The following is a 20,773-nucleotide window of genomic DNA, read 5'->3' as shown; positions in this document are numbered from 1 at the left end:
CGGTTTTAAAACACGAAATATTGCTTTTAAGGATTCATATGGCCGTAGCGCTGTAGCGCACATCTCGAGTACAGTTCATCTTATGCCTGCTGCACTTGCTCCCGGGCTGCTGTATAACGATTCACCGGAATTTGCACACCGAGATTGCCGCGGAGTGTATCGTGCTCGTACTCCGTACGATAAATGCCGCGATCCTGCAGGATCGGAACGACCAGTTCCACGAAATCAGACAGACCACTTGGCAATTCCGAATGGATAATGAATCCGTCAGCAGCCTCTGCTTCGAACCACTCCTGGATTTTGTCGGCTACCTGTTCCGGTGTACCCAGGAATTTGCTCTTCGGCGTAGCCGCACGCAATGCCACTTCGCGGAGCGTCAATCCCTGCTCTTTGGCATCCTTCTTGATTTTGTCCGTACCGCTGCGGAAGCTGTTGCTGCCAATGCCGTTCAGTTCAGGGAATGGTTCATCCAGCGCATATTGGGAGAAGTCATGGTGCTCGAAGAAACGTCCCAGATAATCCAGCGCTTTGTCGATCGTAACCAGACTGGCAATCTCCTCGTATTTACGTTCGGCTTCTTCTTCCGTCCGTCCTACGATCGGGCTGATGCCTGGCAGAATGACGATATCCTGTGAGGAACGTCCATAGGAAGCGGCACGCGTTTTGACATCCTTGTAAAAAGCCTGTGCATCCTCGATCGTATCATGTCCGGTAAACACCGCATCGGCTTCTTTCGCTGCAAGGGTCTTGCCATCATCGGAGGAGCCTGCCTGGAAGATCACCGGCTGACCTTGGCGTGAACGGGCAATGTTCAGTGGTCCCTGTACGGAGAAGAACTCCCCTTCGTGATTGAGTGTATGCAGTTTGGATGGATCGAAGAAAACACCGCTCTCCTTGTCTCGGACAAACGCATCATCTTCCCATGAATCCCACAGGCCCTTGGTTACTTGCAGATATTCTGTTGCAATTCGGTATCGTTCTGGATGGGTAGGGTGATTGCTTTTACTATAGTTTTTGGCTGATCCTTCAAGCGGGGAGGTAACCACATTCCAGCCAGCGCGGCCGTCACTGATCAGGTCAAGCGAACCAAACTGTCTGGCAACCGTAAACGGATCGCTATAGGACGTGGAGAGGGTTCCCACCAGACCAATCCGCGAAGTGATGGCGGCCAAGGCGGACAACAGGCTGATCGGTTCAAACCGATTCAGGAAGTGGGGAATGGATTTTTCGGTGATGTACAGACCATCAGCAATAAAAACGAGATCGAACTTACCTTCTTCCGCTTTCAGCGTCTGGCGCTTGTAGAACTCAAAATTCACACTCGCATCCGGTTGAATCTCCGGGTGTCTCCATGTGGTCATACTGCCTCCGACACCGTGAACAATGGCTCCAAATTTCAAACTGCGTTTTGCCGTCATATACATTCCGCCTTCCCTCATATTGGATTTAGGATGATGCATCAGGGTCCAGACATGACTTTTTACATTTTCGAAACTCAAAAGTAACTATTCCTATGAGTTTGATCAGTTTTATAATTTCACAAATCTTATCACTGCCCTGTGAAAGGGTCAACGGGGTGACTAATAGAACTTTTCTATATATAAATCAGAGATCTGTATAAGACAGGTTCATTCGTACGCTCCCGGCTACAATCCACTGCCCCAGCAGCTTTCTATAGCCGAAAACGACGAATTCAATCCGATTGTGCAAGAGACGATCAGACAGTTGCCGCTTCGTCCGGCTGGGCCAAAAGCGCGGCAAGCTTCTCCAGATCCGGTTCCAGCAACGCCTCAAACTTGCCATCCCCTCCAACTTCAATAACAGGAACATGCCGAATGCCGTATTTCGCTTCAAGCACATCCCTCAGCACATCATTGCCTTCCACTTCAATGTTCTCAAAAGGCTGATTCCGCGACGTCAAAAACGCTTTTACCTCTCCACAGAAATGACAGCCTGTTTTGCTCCATAGCACTACTTTTTTGGGTGACGTAGGCATCGATAACCCTCCTGATTGTATTCAAGGATAAGATCGAGGCATGCCTCAGACCTTTAATTCCTACCTGTTAAATAAGAATTATGGCTATAAATGTACTCTTCGTATCCTTAAGCGTCAATGGAGCTGCTAATAGAATAAACCTATAGCAGCATAGAAAGATTAAATTTAATTTTTTTGAAAAAGCGATTACATCGATCCGTCTCTGCTTGTTTCTTTGACTAGAGTAAGGACTTTCCGGGCCATCCCGGCATAAAAATCAACCTCATCCGGACTTTGATCGATAGCCCATCTAAGCGTATCAAAGGTCTTCAAGACCATGACATGTCTCATCTGATCCAGCTCATAGTCATTCAGCCCGTAACTCTCCATAAAGGCTTCTAACTCTATCCTATTGGGTCCTTCTCCATGGATCTGGCATCGTATCATATGTATGATATCGCCATACGGTACCACAGTGACTTCTGCATTTCCCCAATCCAATAGTGTAATTTGGCCTGTTAAATCAACCATCGTGTTCTTCAATGAGAGATCACCATGGCACAGTCCAAAACGAAACGTTTCCATTTTCAAACGCTCGAACCACTGTCTTACCCTTTTCGATTCTGCTTGAGTTAGTACACCAAGTTCAATTAAGGGGTCATGCTCCGTCAAGCTATTGATATTGTACTGTATGTATCCCTGCCAGCTGCCATCTGATCCCGCATGCGGCGGGGAATAAAATGTACTCGAGACAGGGTCCATCCGTTCTCCGAAACCTGCCACCGGAATGGAATGAATCCGTTTTGCGTACTCGCCGAGTTTCCTCCAAATTTCAATCGTGTCAATCGTTGCATCCAGTCCGTTATCTCCCTGGACAACCGTTTGAATCATATAAGCTGTTTCTTCCATGATTCCAACGGATAACGTCTCTGGACCCGGAATCCCAACGGCTGCTGCTTGCTCAAGACACCATCGTTCCTTCAAAAAAATCGGATATTGGTCTTTATCGTTCATGCGTACAATAACGTTGTGTTCCTCCGTCTCGACTACGCATACCTGATTGACGAAACCCTTCCCAACAATCTGATGTGCTGCCTTGACTTTTTCCTGCAAAAAATGACTGGCTATTCGTCCAGCCAGTACGATGCTTTCACTCTTCATCATCGTGCACCATCCCCCTACCGCATGCTTAAGTTAGCTATGCGATGATTCAATTGGTCATAGTGTAAAATGAAATCGCTTACTTTTCAATCATCTATAAACATAAGATTGCCTTGTATGTAACGCATGGAAAGCCTGGATGCGAAATGAAATGGAGCCGTACGCTGCACATTACATCTCGCATCGTGCCGAACCGGTTTACAGCGAGCCTCATTTTTACAGATCTTCGTTTAAGAGCTGCGGCGGGGCGATGATGGGCAAGCCTTCCTGAATTGCATGCAGCTGTTCCGGAGACACGCTCAATACATGACCGGAATGTACGCCCCATTGTTCTGCTGCATACACCGTTGCGAACTTTCTCCGTCTGCCCTCGCTGATCTGATACCGAACCTCCGGCGCATCAGCTGCCGCAAGAATACAGCCTTCCGTCCAACCCGTGTCCGAGTCATGAATCGATGAAACATGCACATGCCTCACTTCAAGCGGCCAGCCCCGAATTTCACTTGCTGACACTACAGCATCTCCGGCAGGGATCCCAAGCAGATCCGGTTTGGCTACCTGAACAGGGGATATGCCTCGCGGTACAGGAATGTTCAGCTTGCGCTTCAGGCCTCCCGCCAGACGATATACATCGCCTTTCACATCGGAAACGAAGCAGCCTTCCGGATAAAAGTCGCTGCTGCGTCTTGTCTTCGGTCCCCGGTCCTGACTGCCCTTCGTGGACAATTGCTGGCGCGGGTTGGCATGCCCCAAATGGGCGGAATCCGGCGCTGCCGATGAATTTTCCTGTTCCATATATTGTGCCAGCTGCAATGTTTTCGCGACCAGAGCGTGAGGATCTCCCCACTTCCTGGAATGAAACTGTTCGTTCCCCTTGTTCACAGCTGCAAAATCCGGTTCGCCCAGCGCCTTCATGCTGACGCTGCCAAAGTGATGAATGAAGGCATCTCCTGCGACCGCAAGCTTATATCCTGCCAGCTTCACCCGAATCATCCAGTCATCATCTTCAAAGTTGCCCACCGCATATCCTTCATCCAGATATCCCACCCGCTCCAGCAGGTCTTGTGAGAACAGCCAGCAAAAGCCGACAAGCCGTTCAGTTACCCGGTGTTTACCAGGGTCAGGCCGGTTGTGTCTGGCGGCAAAGGACCACATATCCTGCACCTCGGTATACGGAACATCGATCTGCTGATCGCCTCCTATATAGTTGGTGACTGGGCCGACCAGACCAATCTCCGGATCACTGTCCAGGCAGGCCATCATGTTATCAAGCCAGCCTGGCGTGACCAGCGTATCGTTATTCAGCACTACGATATGACGGCCTCTTGCCATCATCAGTCCCTGATTGACACCACCGGCAAATCCGCGATTGACATCCAGTGCAGCCACTCTCACCATGCCGCCTTTACGCAGCATCGCTTCTGCCGTCCCATCCTTCGAACCATTATCCACCACAATGATTTCGTAGGGAGCAGGCGTATGTTTCTCGATACTGGATACACATTTAAGGGCATACTCCCGCTGATTATAGGTCGGAATAATGATGCTGACCCCTTCAAATAACAGTCCAAATGAACTCTGACCCTGTCTTACCCCTTCATCGTATCCCCTGCTGTACCCTTGTTTGTACAGTTTGACAGCTCTGGCCCCCCGCTTGCCTTTCCCTCTACGTCCCGATTTCCGCACTGGGCTATTTCCAGCGGAATGCAGAACTACTTTGGCGGGTCCGGAAGCACCCCGATGCTTGGATATGATACCTGGTTTGCTCATGTTGCTTCCCCCATTTCCCCTCGTCCGGATGCGTCGCGTCGTGTCAACCATCCGCCAGACTCCATTAGAGATGAAGCTCTCCTGTAACCAACTTATCAGCCAAATGCCCAAAATCCAGAGCAACCCTGCCGAGTTCGCCAGCAATGCGCCGACACAGGATTACGGCCGGAACTCCTGCAGCAACCAGAGCAATATCGAAGGAATGCGCTGCCGTTTCCTGCACCACCCTTGGCACATCCATAACCCCGGCAACGGAACCAATCATGCCCGTTACATGTATTCCGTGACTGTGAAGCAGTGCACCGAGCCCACACGCCTGGCTGCCGATCACCAGCACGCGGCGGCCTTGCAGGATAGGCAGCAGCAGCCCCGCCTGATGCAGACTATAGTTGATTGTTGAACTGGTCAGCTTCAACCGGGACCAGTCAATCCCGAAATGGCGCATCACCGGGAATAACAAGCCTTGAAACGTGGGCGCCCGCGAGATCGGAACGCCTACCCAATCCGCACCCTGTATCGCTTCGGCAAGCGCAGCCCGAATCTCGGGAACAGAGCGCGGCACCCCTGCGTAAGGCAGGAACGGTGCCAGCTCCTGCACCTGCTCGCCGGGCAGCACCGTATCGGCTGCCAGCGTTAGCAGTTCGCCATCTCCGAGGCGAACGACCGACAGGGGGCGCTGTGCATCCAGCGCCCCCCGAATCTGGTCAGCCACCTCGTGGGGGCTGGCCAGACGGGTGAGGCTGGGCACATATTGGCGGAAACCCGCCGCGATCAGATCTGCCGCCGCTACGGCAGGCAGAATGTGGTCTGGCGGGATGTGCTGCGCCACCAGCGCCTCCCCGCCCGCGAATACGCCGTCGCGGTAGCCCTCGGCGTAGCCGCCGGGTGCGCCTGCCGGCTCTGCAGGCGGCAGGGCCTTGGCGCTGCCCGCAGAGCCGGCAGCAGCAGCGCCAGCTTGCCCCGCAGGGGAGACACCACCGTGCGGGTGGTGTGTCGCCTGGAGCGGGGCCGTGCCAGCACCGCGGGCAGGCACCGCCTTCGGCGTGCTGGCTTGCGGTGCTGGCACAGGCGCACGGCGCGCAGCCGGACGCGGTGTGCGCCGGGCTGCTGCGCGGCGGCCGTGAGCCGCGGCATGCCCGCGCCTGCCGGCGGAGCGACGGCGTGCAGCGGCCTTCCTGCCGGCAGGCTTACGCGGCACAGCAGTACGTGCGCCCGCCTGGGCCCGCGCAGTGCGATGCCCGGGCTTGACGGCAGCCCGCCGGATACCGGCCTCTGGGGTTCCCGTCACCATCAGAACGCCTTGCCCTTGAAATGCTGCCGGGCGAGTACCCCGCGGCTTAGCTGTCGCCTTGGCTTCCGTGTGCCCGGTCCGTTTCGCTACTCTCATGGCATTCCCTCCCTCGGCATGCACGGGAGCGCCGCTGCACAAAGCGCCGGAGCCTCCTTCCAGCTCCGGCGCAGGTTATTCGGGTCCCATGGGGCACCGCACAGCGGCAGCATCAGGCGCATGATGTTATGGCAGTTGTCCCTTCATGCGGACTGCAGCTTCCTGCAGCGATTCGAAGGTACCTGCATCGCTCCAGTATTTTTGCAAGATGTCATACTCCAGGCCTCCAGCAGAGGCATAGTGGTTATTGACATCCGTAATCTCCAGCTCCCCGCGTGCAGAAGGCGTAATGCCATCAATCAGATGAAATACATGATCATCGTACATGTAAATCCCTGTTACGCAGTAAGAGGTCTTCGGCTGGCTTGGTTTTTCCTCAATGTACGATATGCGCTCCGGGTGGTTCGCGTCAAAGACAGGTACACCGTAACGTCTGGCATCATCCACCTCTTTCAGCAGCACACGTGCTGTTCCCGCAGGCTGCTGCACATAACGGTCAACATAAGGTTTCAGATCATCACTAAACAGATTGTCACCCAGCAGTACGACAAACTTTTCGCTAGGAAGAATAAACGACTTTGCCAGATCAAGTGCTTCAGCAATGCCTCCCGCCTGCTCCTGAATCCGGTAGGTCAACCGAACCCCAAGCTCGGCTCCGCCGCCCAGATACTCCGTATACAGTCCCGCCGAATGTTTGCCCATCACAATCAGAATATCTTCAATCCCCGCCTGACGGAGTCTGTCGATGCCATATACAATCATCGGATGTTTACCGACCGGAAGCAGATGTTTGTTAATCAGCCGCGTCAGAGGATACAGCCGTGTTCCCGTTCCTCCTGCAAGAATTACACCTTTCATTCCACATTCCCTCCCTCATCGGATGTCTCAATATATTCAAGCGGATCAACATGCCATTTATGGATAAATATTGAGCGATTACGTTCAAGCAATTGCTTCCATGCAGCCGGGTCCGTCTTCTGAAAACTCGCGCTGCCGCGATGATGCACAAGCACATCCCTGCATACAAGCAGTCGATACCCTTGCATGCGAGCCCGATAACAATAATCATCATCCTCATAATGTCCAGGCGAATAGGCCTCGTCAAGCAAGCCGATGGACGCCATGACCTCTCGGCGAAACAACATGCACAGTCCAACGATACGGCTGACTTCCTTCCACCTGGTTGGGTCGGAGACATTGTTGGCTGCCGCTAATTGCTGGAACTGTTCCATGCTCCCAAAGTCCAGGTCAACCTGCTGAATCCCGCTTGCATAATTGGTTACCGGACCGGTGATTCCGATGTTTGCTTCACTGTAGAGTCCGAACCGAAGATTTTCGAGCCACCGCGGGGTCACCGTGACATCGTTGTTGAGCAGCAGCAGCTCATCACCGCAAGCCGCACGAAGTCCTGCATTACAGGCTGCAGGGAAACCCCGGTTCTCCGGTAATCGAACAAATCGGACTCGTTCACGGGCACAATAGGCTGCCGTACCATCGACGGAACCGTTATCCACAACCACAATCTCGTAAGGGGTGCCTGCTCCGGTATACTCCCGAATGGCATCAATACACGGCTTCAACAGATCCAGTCCGTTATACGTTGGAATCACGATACTCGTCAGTGTCATCGGGCGTTCCTCCTGTAAGCCACTTCGGCTCGGGATAACATCCGCGAATCCGATCCATGCTCTGCTGCTGCCATCCAGGCTGCAATGGCCTCCAGGTGGTCGCCAATGATCAATCCCGCGACTTCATTGCCACTGCCTGTATTCGTGGTACGCAGACGATTGGAGCGAATGACGTCCACCTGGCAAGGCGCCGTGACGCTCAGACCGTGCCGGATCGCCATGGCTTGTGCCTTCGGCGGGACAGCCAGAGATTCAGGCTTAACGGTTAGAACCATTTTGCGGGAAAGGGCGTGCGGGACGGCAGTCAGAGAATTGGACCCCAGATCCGCTCTCCCGAGAGTGCGGTTGAGATACGCCTTGATCCGGCTCACATCATCCTGCCGGGCAAACGGTGGCAGCAATGAATTCAGATCATTCAAGGCCACATCGCTTCCACGGTCCACTGCATACAGAAAAGGAGCCAGCTGTTCTGCCGGAAGCACCATGTCCCCATCCACAAAAAGAATCGCTTCCGCTTCGGTCATTTTCGCTCCAAGTGCGCGGCCTACATCATGTCCTGCCCGGTCCGGTTCATACACAAGGGTTATATCGGACTCGGCCAGCGCCAGATTCAGACTGTCGTCCGTTGTCCCATTCAACACAACAATGATGTCCTTCAGCGGCAGCCGCTTTAACTGTGCCATTACTTTTCCGAGTGTCCGTTCTTCATTGCACGCACAGACAACAGCGGCAGCAGAATGATGGAGGGGGAGCGGAATGATATCCACCGGATATCCTGCACCCTGCACGTATCCTTGCATATATGCTTTCCCTGCCTGCATGGCAGCTTCATAGCTTCCGAAATTTCCCGAGATGTACTGCCAGTGCTCACGCCAGGCAAGACGTGCATGTTGGGCAGCCAGCGCCCTATCTTCAGGTGCACTGCGTCCTGACTGATGACCCGACTTCCATACTGCATTCAGACTGGGTTCCGGAGCTTTGGCTGTCGGACCCTTCGTCCGTCTTCTCCCGGGAATGTTCCGTCTGGACGCCAGTTGTCTTTTCATCGTCCGGCGATGGCGGACAACTCTCGAACGTTCCTTCATCTTCTCACCTCGTCAGACAGCGAACACGCTGCAGGTCGGAATACCCTCCGCGTGGACCGAGTTCGTCGGTGATCCACCTGATCGCTGTCAGATGATCATTCAGCACCACTTGGCTCAGCGGATCTGGCCCGCTTCGCCGTTTCACCCGAACCGCATTCATTTTACCTACAGGTACATGATGAACGGCGCGTACCTCTAATCCACTCGACACGGCTTTGGCTAATGCAAGCGGAGGAACCTCCAGCGAAGGAACGCCTATAACATCAAGTGCCCTGCGGCTTAACGCATGCGGAATGGCTGTCATTGAAGCTCCCTGCAGGTCCGGCCTGGCCAGGATGCTGTTCAGGACATGCTTGGCCTCCACCACAGGATGTACAGGAATTCGTTTAACGGGCCCGTCATAATCGTTAAGCGCAACATCGGTCCCATCCAATATGGCCTGCACATAGGGAGCGAGCTGCTCTGCAGGTATGGGGATATCTGCATCCGTAAATAGGAGGATTCTCCCTCGGGCAGCCGCTGCTCCCATTCGTCTTCCTGCATCGTGACCCAAGGCCTCCGTATACAAAAGCACTTTTGCACCTGCTGCCTGTGCCGCTGCTGCCGTGCCGTCCGTTGAGCCGTTGACAACGGCAATCACTTCAGAATCCCTGCAGATGCGAAGCGCCTGCCTAATGACTCTGCCAATCGTCTTTTCTTCATTCATAGCCGGTATAATCACCGAAAGCATGGGTATGTTTGGATTGATCTCCTCCCGTGTTGGGGGGATGACGTATCTGGGGGTTCTCGCACCCTTCTTACGCACAGGTTTTACACGTCTTTTGTTCAACTGCTTCCTCTTTCGGCTCACTAGTTTGGCGGCTGAATGAACAGTACGACGACGATGCTGCAATACAGTCACCTCCCACCCTCAAAAATACTCAACATGCAAGGGAGTACACATTATTCTATGTAATCAGGGATTAGTGGAAACGGCGTTTGTCCTTGATTTCCATAAGCTTCTTTTTAGAAGACCGGCTAATATAGGAACAAAAGCGGTGTCCCGGATAACTCCAGGAACCGCTTTTGTTCAGGTACTCCATGACTTGGTCGTATCTTTAATTCGCAGGACCTGCTGCAATCCAGGACAACAAACCATAGGTGTGTTTGCATCCAGGCGTACGGAACACTTCCAATACCGCTTCATCCTCACTCTGGGACAGCAGTGACACCTGGAATCCGCGATCATTACTCATTCCTACAATCACATAATGTTCGGATGCAAAAGATTGCTCAAATGCTACGGTTACCTCAACGCATTCTTCATTTTCAGGCAGGATGAAGGCTTCCATGCCAAACTGCTGAACGACCGGCTGACGACTGACACTGCGAACCGGCTGGAATGACAGGTGTTCAGGTCCAACTGCTCCATGCTGCAGCTGACCACTTCCAACAGCACCTTCACTCAGATGCTCCTGTTTAACCGCCTGCTCACTCAGTTCAAACTCCGTAATTTTATCGATCTCCTGCGGAAGTTCAGGTTGCTGCTGAACCAGTGGCTGAATTACATCAGCTGTCGTCAAGGAATCCGCCAACGTTTCTCCAACATCATTGGTTAGTGATGGCTGTTCCTGTAATTGTTGTTCCTCTACTTGTTGGTCTGTTACTTGTTGGTTGAGCTCTTGACCCGGAGTCTGTAACGTCGGGGTTTCCCCCAGATCAGTACTCGGCAGTTCCGTGAGGATTGCAGACTGTAATGGCTGAACAGCCTCATGTTCTCCCTGAAGCAGCGCTTCCTGACGTTTGATCGCTGCCAGCTTCTCCAGCGTTTCTCCACTGAACTGTCGAATCGCATTCCAGATCTCTTCGCTCAAATGCGCTGGACCTACAATGCCCGCGTTCAAGTGATTGGAAGTAATACTTTGTTCGGCCAGTTTGCTGGCATTTACGCTGCCGTCAGCCAATTTGGCACTCGTGACGGACCCATTTTGCAGGTGAATCCCGCTGACCAATTCTTCTTCCAAATGAGCTGTGCGGATACTACGTTCTTGAATGTGATCACCCAGGATCGTTCCATCCTGAATATGCCGGGATTGCACACTTTTGTCTGTCAGGTGGATAGCGGATACTGCACCTTCAAGCAATTTGTTGCTATTCACACTGCCATCGGCGAGTTTCGCACTTGTGATGGAACCGTTGTGCAGATGAATCGCACTTACCGACTCCGCCTTCAGATGGGAGATTCCAATGCTGCGTTCCTGAATATGATCGGCATGAATGGCTTTCACCTGAATATGCCGGGATTGCACACTGCCATTCGCAATATGGACATCAGATATGGCATTTTCAAGTATTTTGCTGCTGCTTACGCTGCCATCAGCCAGTTTGGCACTCGTTACCACCCCATCTTGCAGATGGTCAGCACTTACGGCTTCCTCTTCCAAGTGAACCGTGCCGATGCTGTTCTCCTGGATATGGCCAGCCAGGATGGCTCCTTCCTGAATGTGGCGGGACTGCACGCTTTCCGATGCAAGATGAACTCCCGTTACAGTATCTTCAAGTATTTTGCTACTGCTCACACTGCCATCGGCCAGTTTGGCACTCGTGACGGACCCATTTTGCAGGTGAACCGCACTTACGGCTTCCTCTTCCAGATGGTTTGTGCCGATGCTGCGCTCCTGGATGTGATCTGCATGGATGGCACCTGCCTCAATATGTCCGGATTGCACACTATCATCTGCAATGTGAATTCCGGATATTGTTCCATCCAGCAGCTTGCTGCCGCTCACGCTGTTGTCGGCCAGTTTGGCACTGGTTACAGATCCATTTTGCAAATGGATTGCACTCACCGACTCCTCTTCCAGATGGGTTGTGCCAATGCTGCACTCTTGAATATGGCCAGCATGGATCGCCCCATCTTGGATATGCCGGGATTGCACACTGTGATCTGCAATGTGGATATCCGATACGGCTCCTTCAAGCAGCTTGCTTCCGTTTACACTGCCGTCGGCCAGTTTGGCGCTGATTACAGATCCATTTTGCAAATGGATCGCACTTACCGCTTCCTCTTCCAGATGAGGTGTTCCAATGCTGCGCTCCTGAATATGGTCAGCAAGGATTGCTCCTTCCTGAATATGACGGGATTGCACACTTTCGGAGGCAATATGAATACCGGAAACCGCACCTTCGAGCAGCTTACTTCCACTCACACTGTCGTCGGCCAGTTTGGTACTCGTTACAGATCCATTTTGCAGGTGAATTGCACTTACCGCTTCTTCTTCCAGATGAACTGTACCGATGCTCCGCTCCTGAATATGATCTGCATGGATCGCATCTGCCTGTATATGCTCCGATTGCACACTTTCCGTTGCAATATGAGCTGCGGATATCGTTCCTTCGAGCAATTTGCTGCCGCTGATGCTGCCTTCCGCCAGCTTCGCACTCGTTACCGCCCCATCTTGCAAATGAACCTCACTTACCGACTCCTCTTCCAGATGAGCTTCACCAATACTGCCCTCTTGAATATGATTCGCGAGGATGGCTCCCTCCTGGATATGACGGGACTGCACACTTTCATCTCCAATGTGGGCGGCCTCGATCGTTCCTGCGGCCAATTTGCTGCCATCGACACTGCCACTTGCCAGCTTGGAGCCTGTTACGGCTCCTTCCTGCAGTATAATTGTACTTACCGCTTCTTCCTCCAGGTGAACTGTTCCGATGCTGCGTTCATGGATATGATGCGGAAGAATTTCACCATCTTGAATATGGCGGGAATGTACAGCGCCCTGCTGCAGGTGCACCGCACTTGTTGACTCTGCCTGAAGGTGCAGCCCGCTGATCAAGCCGGGTTGAAGGTGAGCCGCTGTGATGGATAAAGGTGCCAGATGGTCTGTTTCAACAGACCCCGGAGCCAGGTGATGGGAGGTAATGACCTGTTCAGCAATATGCTCGGCATGAATAATGTCTGGCTTCAGATGCTGTGAGTTTACGACATGATCATCCAGATGGTCCGACTTCACACTGCCGTCTGCCAGATGCTCCGTTTGCACAACGGATGCCTGCAGATGCTTACTGCTTATGGCACCCTCTTGTAATTCTGTCCCCGATACCGAGTCTGCTGTTAAGTGGTCTGCAGTTACGGATCCATGGCGCAGTTTGTTGCCTGTGATACTGCCATCGGCGAATAATTCCGGTGAACGTATTTCCTCCGATAAATGTTCCAGTGAGACAGCATGCTGCTTCAGATGATACCCACGTATGGTTCCGGCAGGGATATGCTTGGCGTTAATGCTTTCTGCCATGATCTTGGAAGAAGTCACGCTGCCGTCTGCCAGTTTGGCTGATGTGACAGCAAAATCCGCCAGTTTATCCGTAGCAACACTCTCTGGTGAGAGCTTCGGGGAGGTAACCGAATGATCTGTCAGATGCGGCGGAAAAATGGACCCTCCAGCCAGCTGGGCCGAAGTTATGCTGCCAGGAGCCAATTTGTCCGTTGTAACTGCCGCACGTGCAATGGCATCCGTTTCAACACTACCCGGTTGAAGGTGCGGGACACCTACGGCGTGTTCTGTCAGATGCTCCGATTTCACGGCATATGGTCTCAGGGCCTCGGATCCCACGCTGCCTGGAGCCAGATGTGTACCCGTAACACCACCGCTTGCAAGATGCGAGGATGCGACACTTCCCGGAGCGAGCGCTCTGCTGCTAACCGATGCCGTTCCCAGTTTTTCTGATGTCACACTTCCGTCTGCAAGCTTCACGTCTGTCACTGCCGCATCCTGTAATTCATACGTACCCACCGCAGCTTCAGCCAGATGCCGCTCGGATACCACGCCATCTGCAAGCGCTTCTCCGGACACACTTCCGGTAGACAGATGAGGTGCCTCAATGCTTCCACTTGCAATGTGAATCGAGTGAATCGCAGCATTATCCACATGTACCGGTGTAATTCCCCGATTGACGATATGTTCCGCTCGAATGGAGCCTTTGGCAAGATGTTTGCCCTGTATCGCTTCATCCGCAATTTTGGAAGCAATGACACTTTGGTCCGAGATCTTGGAAGCTGTAATGGATTGCTCCAACAATTTTGCCGTTCCAACCGATTGGTCTGCCAGTTTGCTGCTGGTTACGGCTCCCTCTGCCAAGTGATCACTACCGACTTCCCCTTTGCCCAGTTGATCCTTGCCCACCGCCTGAGCACGAATCTGGTTTGAACCGATGGAACCATCCAGCAAATGTTTTCCACTGAGTGATCCCTCAGCCAAATGTCTGGTTTGTATGGATCCATCCTCGATCTGATCACTCCCAATGCTGCCAATAGATAATTGTGAACGACCGACCGCTCCTTCTGCCAGATGTGATTGTTTCACTGCTCCGTCCTGAATATGGTGAGACTCTACGGATTTTTCTTCGATCTTGCTGCTTGTGACAGCACCTTCACGAATTTTGGAAGTGGTCACTGCATCGTCAGCCAATTTGGACGTATGCACGGCGCCTCCCGTGAGATGCCGAGTATCCACACCACTTATGGCGATCTTATCTCCGGTTACGGCGTGATTCTTGATTAAATCTTCCGTAACCAGCATGCGGCTAAGATGTCTTGTGCCGATGGAGCCATCGGCAATTTTGGCCGAATCGATAACCTGATTGCCGAGCTTCTGTGACGTAATGCTGCCGTCTTTGATTTTCTCGCCAGCAATCGACGCATTGCGTATTTTGTGACCGGACACAGAGCCATCAATCAGGTGTTCCTCGGATACCGAAGCCTCTGCCAGTTTGGCGGAGACAATCGCCCCATCTGCAATGTGAATGCTGGTCACCGCATAATCCTGCAATGCTTCACTGCCGACTGCACCCGGTTTCAGCTTGGAGTCATCCACAGAGAATGGAGCCAGTTTGCTCTCCGTAACCGCAAAATCACTCAGATCATCCGTGTAGATATAGTGTCCGGTATGACCCGGCATCTGGTTCTGATTCAGAATCTCCAATCGATCTCTACCTGTGGTCTCCTGCTGGATAATAGTTTGCTCTTCCAGAGCAAGCGAAGCGACACTGCTTACCTGAATCTGCTTCTCCGGGCTATCTTGCGTCTGGACATCCTCGTTATCCGATGCTGCCGGTTCCGGATCATTCGTTTCGGCTGCGATCACCAGGTCTTCCAGCTCGTTCGTAGAGGCAGGGAGTTCCGTTGATTCGTCTAAGAATTCTTCGGATGCCTGATTTGCTCTCGAATCCGGTTTATTTGTATTCAAGCGCTCTTCCCTATTCTGGGTTAGACCTGAATTCATGGTGCCTGCACGGCGTTCGGTCAGTTCCAGTTCCTTAAATTTGGGGCTCACATGCCGCAGTTTCGGCGTCGGAACCTTCTTATTGCCTTTTTTACTCATGCAGCTTGCTCCTTCCTCTAACGTTCATCTCCGGCATCATATGCTTCAATATGGGCATCTGCCACTTCATATCACGACTTTTGAAGGCAAGATTGGATGAATGAGCGGGTCAAACTGCAAAAAATCACCCTGTCCATGGTGAAATAGGCTGTGCCCGGCTATAGATGTAAGGCGGCTGTCCACGCCCCTGCCGGAAAAATGTCATACGATACTTCATAAGCCTTACGTATACATCCGTAAAACGGCTTACAATGCGCTTATTAGTTTCACCCTTACCTGAGTTCAATGGATGTGTGGAGCTATGAATAACACGCCGGTGCATGAAGGTGCATCATGATTCCGGTCTGCGTGATCGTGATGTCCAATCATGCGTTGACAGACCGGCATCCCATATATGGACGATCCATGTCGCGATAATATTGAAGGAGGAACGGTCATGCCCCCAGAAACGATCGGCATCATGTTCGATTCACGCATGTACCGGGGGATACCGGCCGGAAGGACCGGTCAGGAATCGCTCGCGAATTATGAGCAGGCAGCGGCCTGTTATGGATTAACTCCTTGCTTTTTGCGGCTTGAAGATGTGGATTCGGAGACGAAGACCTGTCTGGCATATGTCAAAAAGGATGGCGTTTATGTTCGTCAAAAAATGCCTCTGCCTCCCGTTATCCATAATCGGGCTCTCCAGCTTCGCCGGGCAGATCAGCATGAGGTGACCAAGCTGCTGCTGCAGGGCATACAGGTGTTTAACGTTCGGAATCGGTATCGCAAGGATCATATTCATGACATGCTCTACCAGGATCCTGCACTGAAGAAACATCTCCCTTATGCGACCAAAGCAACGCCAGAATCTCTGGCTTATATGATGGAACATTATAATGATCTGATCATCAAACCGTGCAGCGGCAGTATCGGACACGGTATCATGCGTTTGTATAAACGAGACGGGAGCTGGAAATTGACGTGCCAGACCAGGGCTTCCCGCAAAGGATGGGCAACCTTCCGGCTCAGCAGGGGACAACTGCCCTCCGCCACCTTAAGACGTATTTTTCGCCATGCATATCTCATTGAGGAACGGATTCCACTGGTTCGTTACGAAGGAAGACCCGTAGATCTGCGTGTATCTGTACAGCGGGGGATTGACGGCCTATGGGGCATTACAGGCATCTTCGCCAAGGCAGCACCAACCCACACCTTTGTCACCAATATTGCTCAAGGGGGCAAGGTGATGACCTTGGCAGAAGCTTTGGATGAAGAACTGGGACTCAGCATTCCAGAGCTCGAAGCCCGGATCAGTTCAGTTGGACTCCGAATCGCACGCACACTGGCTTCCAGCCTGCCGCATCTGGCCGACCTGGGTCTTGATCTCGGGATTGCCAGAGACGGACAGATTTACTTCATAGAATGTAATGGACGGGACCAGCGCTACGGTTTTCGCAAGGCGGGAATGCCCGAACACTGGAAGGCCAGCTACCGTGAGCCCATGGCGTATGGACGTCTGCTGATAGAGCAAAATTCGCAGATTCCGCGTCAACCGCAAACCTACCGTAAGTACCCATATTGATTTCGCTGGCATTCTGTGTCAATATTATGCAGAACGGCCGGTCCTGCCGGCCTTGAAGTTCGCACTAACCCTAAGGGGGATATTCATGGCAAAAACGCTGTTGCGGTTAATGACCGAGCTTTCTTCTCGCAAATGGATCTCCCGGACCGTGGGAGCCTTTTCCAAGAGCAGGGGAAGCAAGGCATTTATCCCTTATTTTGTCCGGACCTACAACATCCCTGTTCAGGAAGCCGAGAAAGACTGGAAGGAATATCATTCCCTGAATGATTTTTTCACCCGCAAATTAAAGCCGGGCATGCGCCCGCTGGATCTTTCGGAACATGCACTCATCAGCCCAGTCGATGCCAAAATTACGGCAGCCGGGCCGGTATCTGCTGGCACACTCCTGAATGTTAAGGGACAAAATTATACACTTGCTGAATTATTAAACCACTCACCACATCTGGAGAAGTACAAGCACGGTTATGCATTCGTCCTGTACCTCAGCCCTCGCGACTATCACCGGATCCATGCACCCGTTAGCGGGCGCAGAATTGAAAGTGAGCATATCAAGGGGAAGGTTTACCCTGTAAATGATTTTGGTTTGACGCATATGAAGTCGGTACTAAGTCGAAACGAACGTCTGATTACGTATATCGGCCATGCTTATGGAGAAGTGGCTGTCGTCAAAGTCGGCGCCATGAATGTAAGCAGCATTCAGTACGCGGATACAGCCGCAAGTACATGGGCACAAGGCGATGATCTGGCTTATTTTGAATTCGGTTCCACCGTGGTACTGCTGACACAGAGCGGAACATTTGAGCCTGTCCCCAGCCTGCAGCCGGGTGATTCCGTCAAAATGGGGACCCTGCTGGGCCGCCTGAAGCCAAATCGCTGAATACTCCGGATCCAAATAAAGAGGATGGCGCAAGACCTGATTGCAGGTGCTTGCGCCATCCTCTTTAGGATTGAAACATGATCGTTCCACGGTAGTCACTGGAGATTGCTTATATACATTCAATACGAATCATCGCTCCGTATGTATAGGCCCTCTGACTTTTCTTCAAAACCACACGTCCTGCAGCTCCTCCGCCGGTTTGAAGCGACGCAGACGGTTCCGGAAAATAGTGCATCCCTTCATAGAGCATCCCCGGTTGCGGATCCGCCGTTTTCCGTTCATCACAAGTTCCCCCTTTCGTTTCGTCTGGAATGCTACTTACTTACCCCTGGCCCCCAAACTTGAAACGTTACCCTGATCTCCGACTCCGTACCTACCGAATCTCGGAAGGACTTTTGCCGGTATATTGCTTGAACTGACGACTAAAGAAAAAGATATCCCGGTACCCGAGGGCATCCGCGACCTCGGTTACATTCATGCCCGTATGCACCAGCAAATGTTCTGCGCGCTCAATGCGCATACGAATGATATACGACTGGACAGAAGAACCGATTAATTCCTTGAATTTGATGGAGAAGTATCGGGGTGATAAGCCCGCACGTGCAGCCAGATCCTCTACCCGATGGGTAATCCCCGGATGCTGGCGTACATAATTCGCCACTTCCTGAATGACATCCGACAATTGGTTACTGACCCTTTTCTCCACAGGTGATTCCGTATCCGCACGTAGCAAATGAATCATCAGCTGTTTCAAAATAAGCCGACTCTCTTCGTCCCGCCCATATACATCGGATAGGAATAGTCTTACATACCGGGCCAGCAAATGTTCGAATTCCACCGTCTCCAGTACCTCACGATAAGACTGGGGCACATCATTCACGGGTATATCTACATCAAAATGAATATACGTAAGTACCAACGGTTTTTGCTTATTATGTGTCGCAGTAGGATGGTCGCCTGGTCTGAACAGGAAACAGCTACCCTTGCCGACCTCATACGACCGGTCATTCAGCACTACGGTCCCTTCCCCACTCCATACATAAAATAAATCATAGTTCTGCATCGGTTTTTCCCGCTTCTGCCACTTCCATCCCGGTTCGCAGACAATTTTGGCGACGGCGGGCAAAATAACAAAAGATGACGGCGATGCCTGCAGCATGTCGCCACTCCCCCTTGAAAGTTAATCTCTCCACATGTTGCATCATTGAATTCCAATCGCTTATCGATAAACAGGCGTACCACCAATACAATCCTTTCGGTTCAACCTGTCCCTAAACTCAGTACGTTCCTGGAATCTGATGCAAAGTGCTTGTATGTGATTTCTGCTCCTCCCGGAGCGAAATGTCTCCATCCATTATACAGCGAATTTCAGTGAAACGAAAATGTACTCTTCTCCCATGCCAGCCGCAGTCTTCTAATGCCTTCCGTGATCTCCTCTTTCTCCAGATGCGCAAAGCCAAAACAAACAGCAGGAGGACCGGGGATCAGTTGATAACGCTTGGCATCCCGAAATAACACGCCTTCTTCCTTGGCTATCGTTTTGAATTTCAGGAAGCTGTCCGGACTGCCATTCCAGGTCGCATAGATGTGAAGTCCTGCATCTCCTGGCTGCATGGTGAACGCCTCTGGTAACTGATGTACCATCTCCTGGACAAAAAAAGCATGCCGTTCTCCGTATAGCCGGGTTAACCGTCTCAAATGCCGCAGATATCCACCCCTGCTCATGAATTTGGCCAAGGCTCGCTGTTCCAATAACGCTGGGGGTACCGGCTCATACAGGGCTTTCGCTGCAAGGAGTGGCTGTACCAGACTTGATGGCAGGACCGCATAGCCCAGCCGGAAGGAAGCAATCATTGTCTGTGAGAAGGATCCGACATAGATCACCCGCTGCTCGCGATCCAATACTTTAAGCGGTTCAATCGGTCTGCCTCCCCAGCGAAATTCACTGTCGTAGTCATCTTCAATAATGACAGCGTTGCGCTTTGAGGCCCAGGCAAGCAGCGTTTTGCGTCTATCGAGTCCTAACACCGCACCTGTCGGGAACTGCCGGGTTGGGGTGACGAAAACCGTCTGGGCGTTCCAATCTTCAGGGATGATGCCCTGCGAATCAACAGCTGCCGGGACAGCTATGCCCCCACACGCGTTCACCGCATGCGCGATTCCCTGATACCCCGGATTTTCCAAAATGACCTGAGCCCCTTCCGGGATCAGCAGCTGTGCCAGCAATGTAATGCCTTGCATCGAACCACTGAACAGTACAATCTGGGATGCATCCGCCTGAATCCCCCGTGTCCATCTCAGATGTGAAGCGATGGCCTCACGCAGCTCGGGGTCTCCAGCTGCACCACTTTGCTCCCGCCAATCGCTTCGGTGTACGGCGGCGAGTGCACTTTTCCATTCCGATGTGGGAAAGTGGCCTGCGGGCATGCGATGAACATGAAAATCGATAATATGCTGATCCTGAACAGAGACAGATTCCCCTTTTTGAGTATCCAGTCTGCTCACACGTTCTCCCCATGGGGATAGGTGAATGACCGCTTCCTGTTCCCCATGCTCCTCTGTCGTAAATGTGCCTTTAACGAACGTACCTCTGCCCCGATGTGCCTCAACGTAACCATCCGCGAGCAGCATGTCGTATACCTGAGCCACAGAACCGCGCGACATGTCATACTGGCTCGCGAGTTCTCGCGTGGAAGGAAGACGTGTCCCTTCCACAAGGGTTCCCGCATGAATGGCATCACGCAAGGCATGATACAGTGCCGTGTATTTATAACGATGCTGGTGCTCATAGGAATCCAAGGGCAGCCACAGCTCCATGACTCTCGCTCCCCCTTCTTTATTATTTTCGAATCATAAGGCGTTGCCTCTTACTCCAAGTTAATTGAATTCCTCCATCGTTCACTTCAGTAATTGGCCTATAAAATTGAATGTAAATTGGATCTATTTTTATGTCAATGCATG

The 20,773-nt window shown here is 52.2% G+C and carries 14 protein-coding genes; 2 read left to right on the top strand and 12 right to left on the bottom strand.

The genetic code is table 11. The features are described from left to right. Positions 1-80: 80 nt before the first annotated feature. From MH144_RS22350 to MH144_RS22305, 10 genes are all read right to left on the bottom strand, one after another. Positions 81-1,418 (bottom strand): LLM class flavin-dependent oxidoreductase, encoded by a 1,338-nt coding sequence (locus MH144_RS22350; protein WP_239304252.1) that lies wholly within the window; start codon positions 1,416-1,418, stop codon positions 81-83. A 299-nt stretch (positions 1,419-1,717) separates the two neighbouring features. Continuing rightward, positions 1,718-1,996: a glutaredoxin family protein gene (locus MH144_RS22345; protein WP_239304250.1), complete on the bottom strand. Its 279-nt coding sequence runs from the start codon at positions 1,994-1,996 to the stop codon at positions 1,718-1,720. 186 nt (positions 1,997-2,182) lie between these two features. Continuing rightward, entirely contained in the window at positions 2,183-3,139 is a 957-nt protein-coding gene (locus MH144_RS22340; protein ID WP_239304248.1) for an aminoglycoside phosphotransferase family protein, read from the bottom strand. Between the two features lie 213 nt (positions 3,140-3,352). Then, positions 3,353-4,906 (bottom strand): glycosyltransferase family 2 protein, encoded by a 1,554-nt coding sequence (locus MH144_RS22335; protein ID WP_239304246.1) that lies wholly within the window; start codon positions 4,904-4,906, stop codon positions 3,353-3,355. A gap of 64 nt (positions 4,907-4,970) precedes the next feature. Then, complete coding sequence (locus tag MH144_RS22330; RefSeq protein ID WP_239304244.1) at positions 4,971-5,654, bottom strand: GT-D fold domain-containing protein; 684 nt, start codon at positions 5,652-5,654, stop codon at positions 4,971-4,973. A 765-nt stretch (positions 5,655-6,419) separates the two neighbouring features. Continuing rightward, positions 6,420-7,151: a sugar phosphate nucleotidyltransferase gene (locus tag MH144_RS22325; protein WP_239304242.1), complete on the bottom strand. Its 732-nt coding sequence runs from the start codon at positions 7,149-7,151 to the stop codon at positions 6,420-6,422. Beyond that, positions 7,148-7,921: a glycosyltransferase family 2 protein gene (locus MH144_RS22320; protein ID WP_127538962.1), complete on the bottom strand. Its 774-nt coding sequence runs from the start codon at positions 7,919-7,921 to the stop codon at positions 7,148-7,150. The genes MH144_RS22325 and MH144_RS22320 overlap by 4 nt, the downstream gene beginning before the upstream one ends. After that, positions 7,918-9,006: a glycosyltransferase family A protein gene (locus MH144_RS22315; RefSeq protein ID WP_239304240.1), complete on the bottom strand. Its 1,089-nt coding sequence runs from the start codon at positions 9,004-9,006 to the stop codon at positions 7,918-7,920. The genes MH144_RS22320 and MH144_RS22315 overlap by 4 nt, the downstream gene beginning before the upstream one ends. A gap of 4 nt (positions 9,007-9,010) precedes the next feature. Further along, the gene (locus tag MH144_RS22310) at positions 9,011-9,736 is read right to left on the bottom strand and encodes a glycosyltransferase family 2 protein (RefSeq protein ID WP_239304238.1); all 726 of its coding nucleotides are present in this window, start codon (positions 9,734-9,736) and stop codon (positions 9,011-9,013) included. A gap of 367 nt (positions 9,737-10,103) precedes the next feature. Further along, positions 10,104-15,371, bottom strand: a complete 5,268-nt coding sequence (locus MH144_RS22305) for a WIAG-tail domain (RefSeq protein ID WP_239304236.1) — start codon at positions 15,369-15,371, stop codon at positions 10,104-10,106. Between the two features lie 436 nt (positions 15,372-15,807). Between MH144_RS22305 and MH144_RS22300 the strand changes: the two genes are divergently transcribed. Together MH144_RS22300 and asd are read left to right on the top strand one after the other, a co-directional pair. Continuing rightward, positions 15,808-16,935, top strand: coding sequence for a YheC/YheD family endospore coat-associated protein (locus MH144_RS22300; RefSeq protein ID WP_239304234.1), 1,128 nt, complete (start codon positions 15,808-15,810; stop codon positions 16,933-16,935). An 85-nt stretch (positions 16,936-17,020) separates the two neighbouring features. Beyond that, the gene (asd, locus tag MH144_RS22295) at positions 17,021-17,812 is read left to right on the top strand and encodes an archaetidylserine decarboxylase (RefSeq protein ID WP_239304232.1); all 792 of its coding nucleotides are present in this window, start codon (positions 17,021-17,023) and stop codon (positions 17,810-17,812) included. A gap of 373 nt (positions 17,813-18,185) precedes the next feature. Here the strand turns inward: asd and MH144_RS22290 are convergent, their stop codons facing one another. Both MH144_RS22290 and pdxR read right to left on the bottom strand, forming a co-directional pair. Then, positions 18,186-18,971, bottom strand: coding sequence for a helix-turn-helix domain-containing protein (locus tag MH144_RS22290; RefSeq protein ID WP_095361311.1), 786 nt, complete (start codon positions 18,969-18,971; stop codon positions 18,186-18,188). A 209-nt stretch (positions 18,972-19,180) separates the two neighbouring features. Continuing rightward, on the bottom strand, positions 19,181-20,629 hold the full coding sequence (gene pdxR, locus MH144_RS22285) for a MocR-like pyridoxine biosynthesis transcription factor PdxR (protein WP_239304230.1): 1,449 nt from the start codon (positions 20,627-20,629) through the stop codon (positions 19,181-19,183). Positions 20,630-20,773 lie beyond the last annotated feature (144 nt).

Origin of the sequence: Paenibacillus sp. ACRRY (assembly GCF_022346995.1) — a bacterium.
In the GTDB taxonomy this organism is placed as follows: Bacteria; Bacillota; Bacilli; order Paenibacillales; family Paenibacillaceae; genus Paenibacillus.
This window is presented reverse-complemented; position numbering and strand designations above follow the sequence as displayed.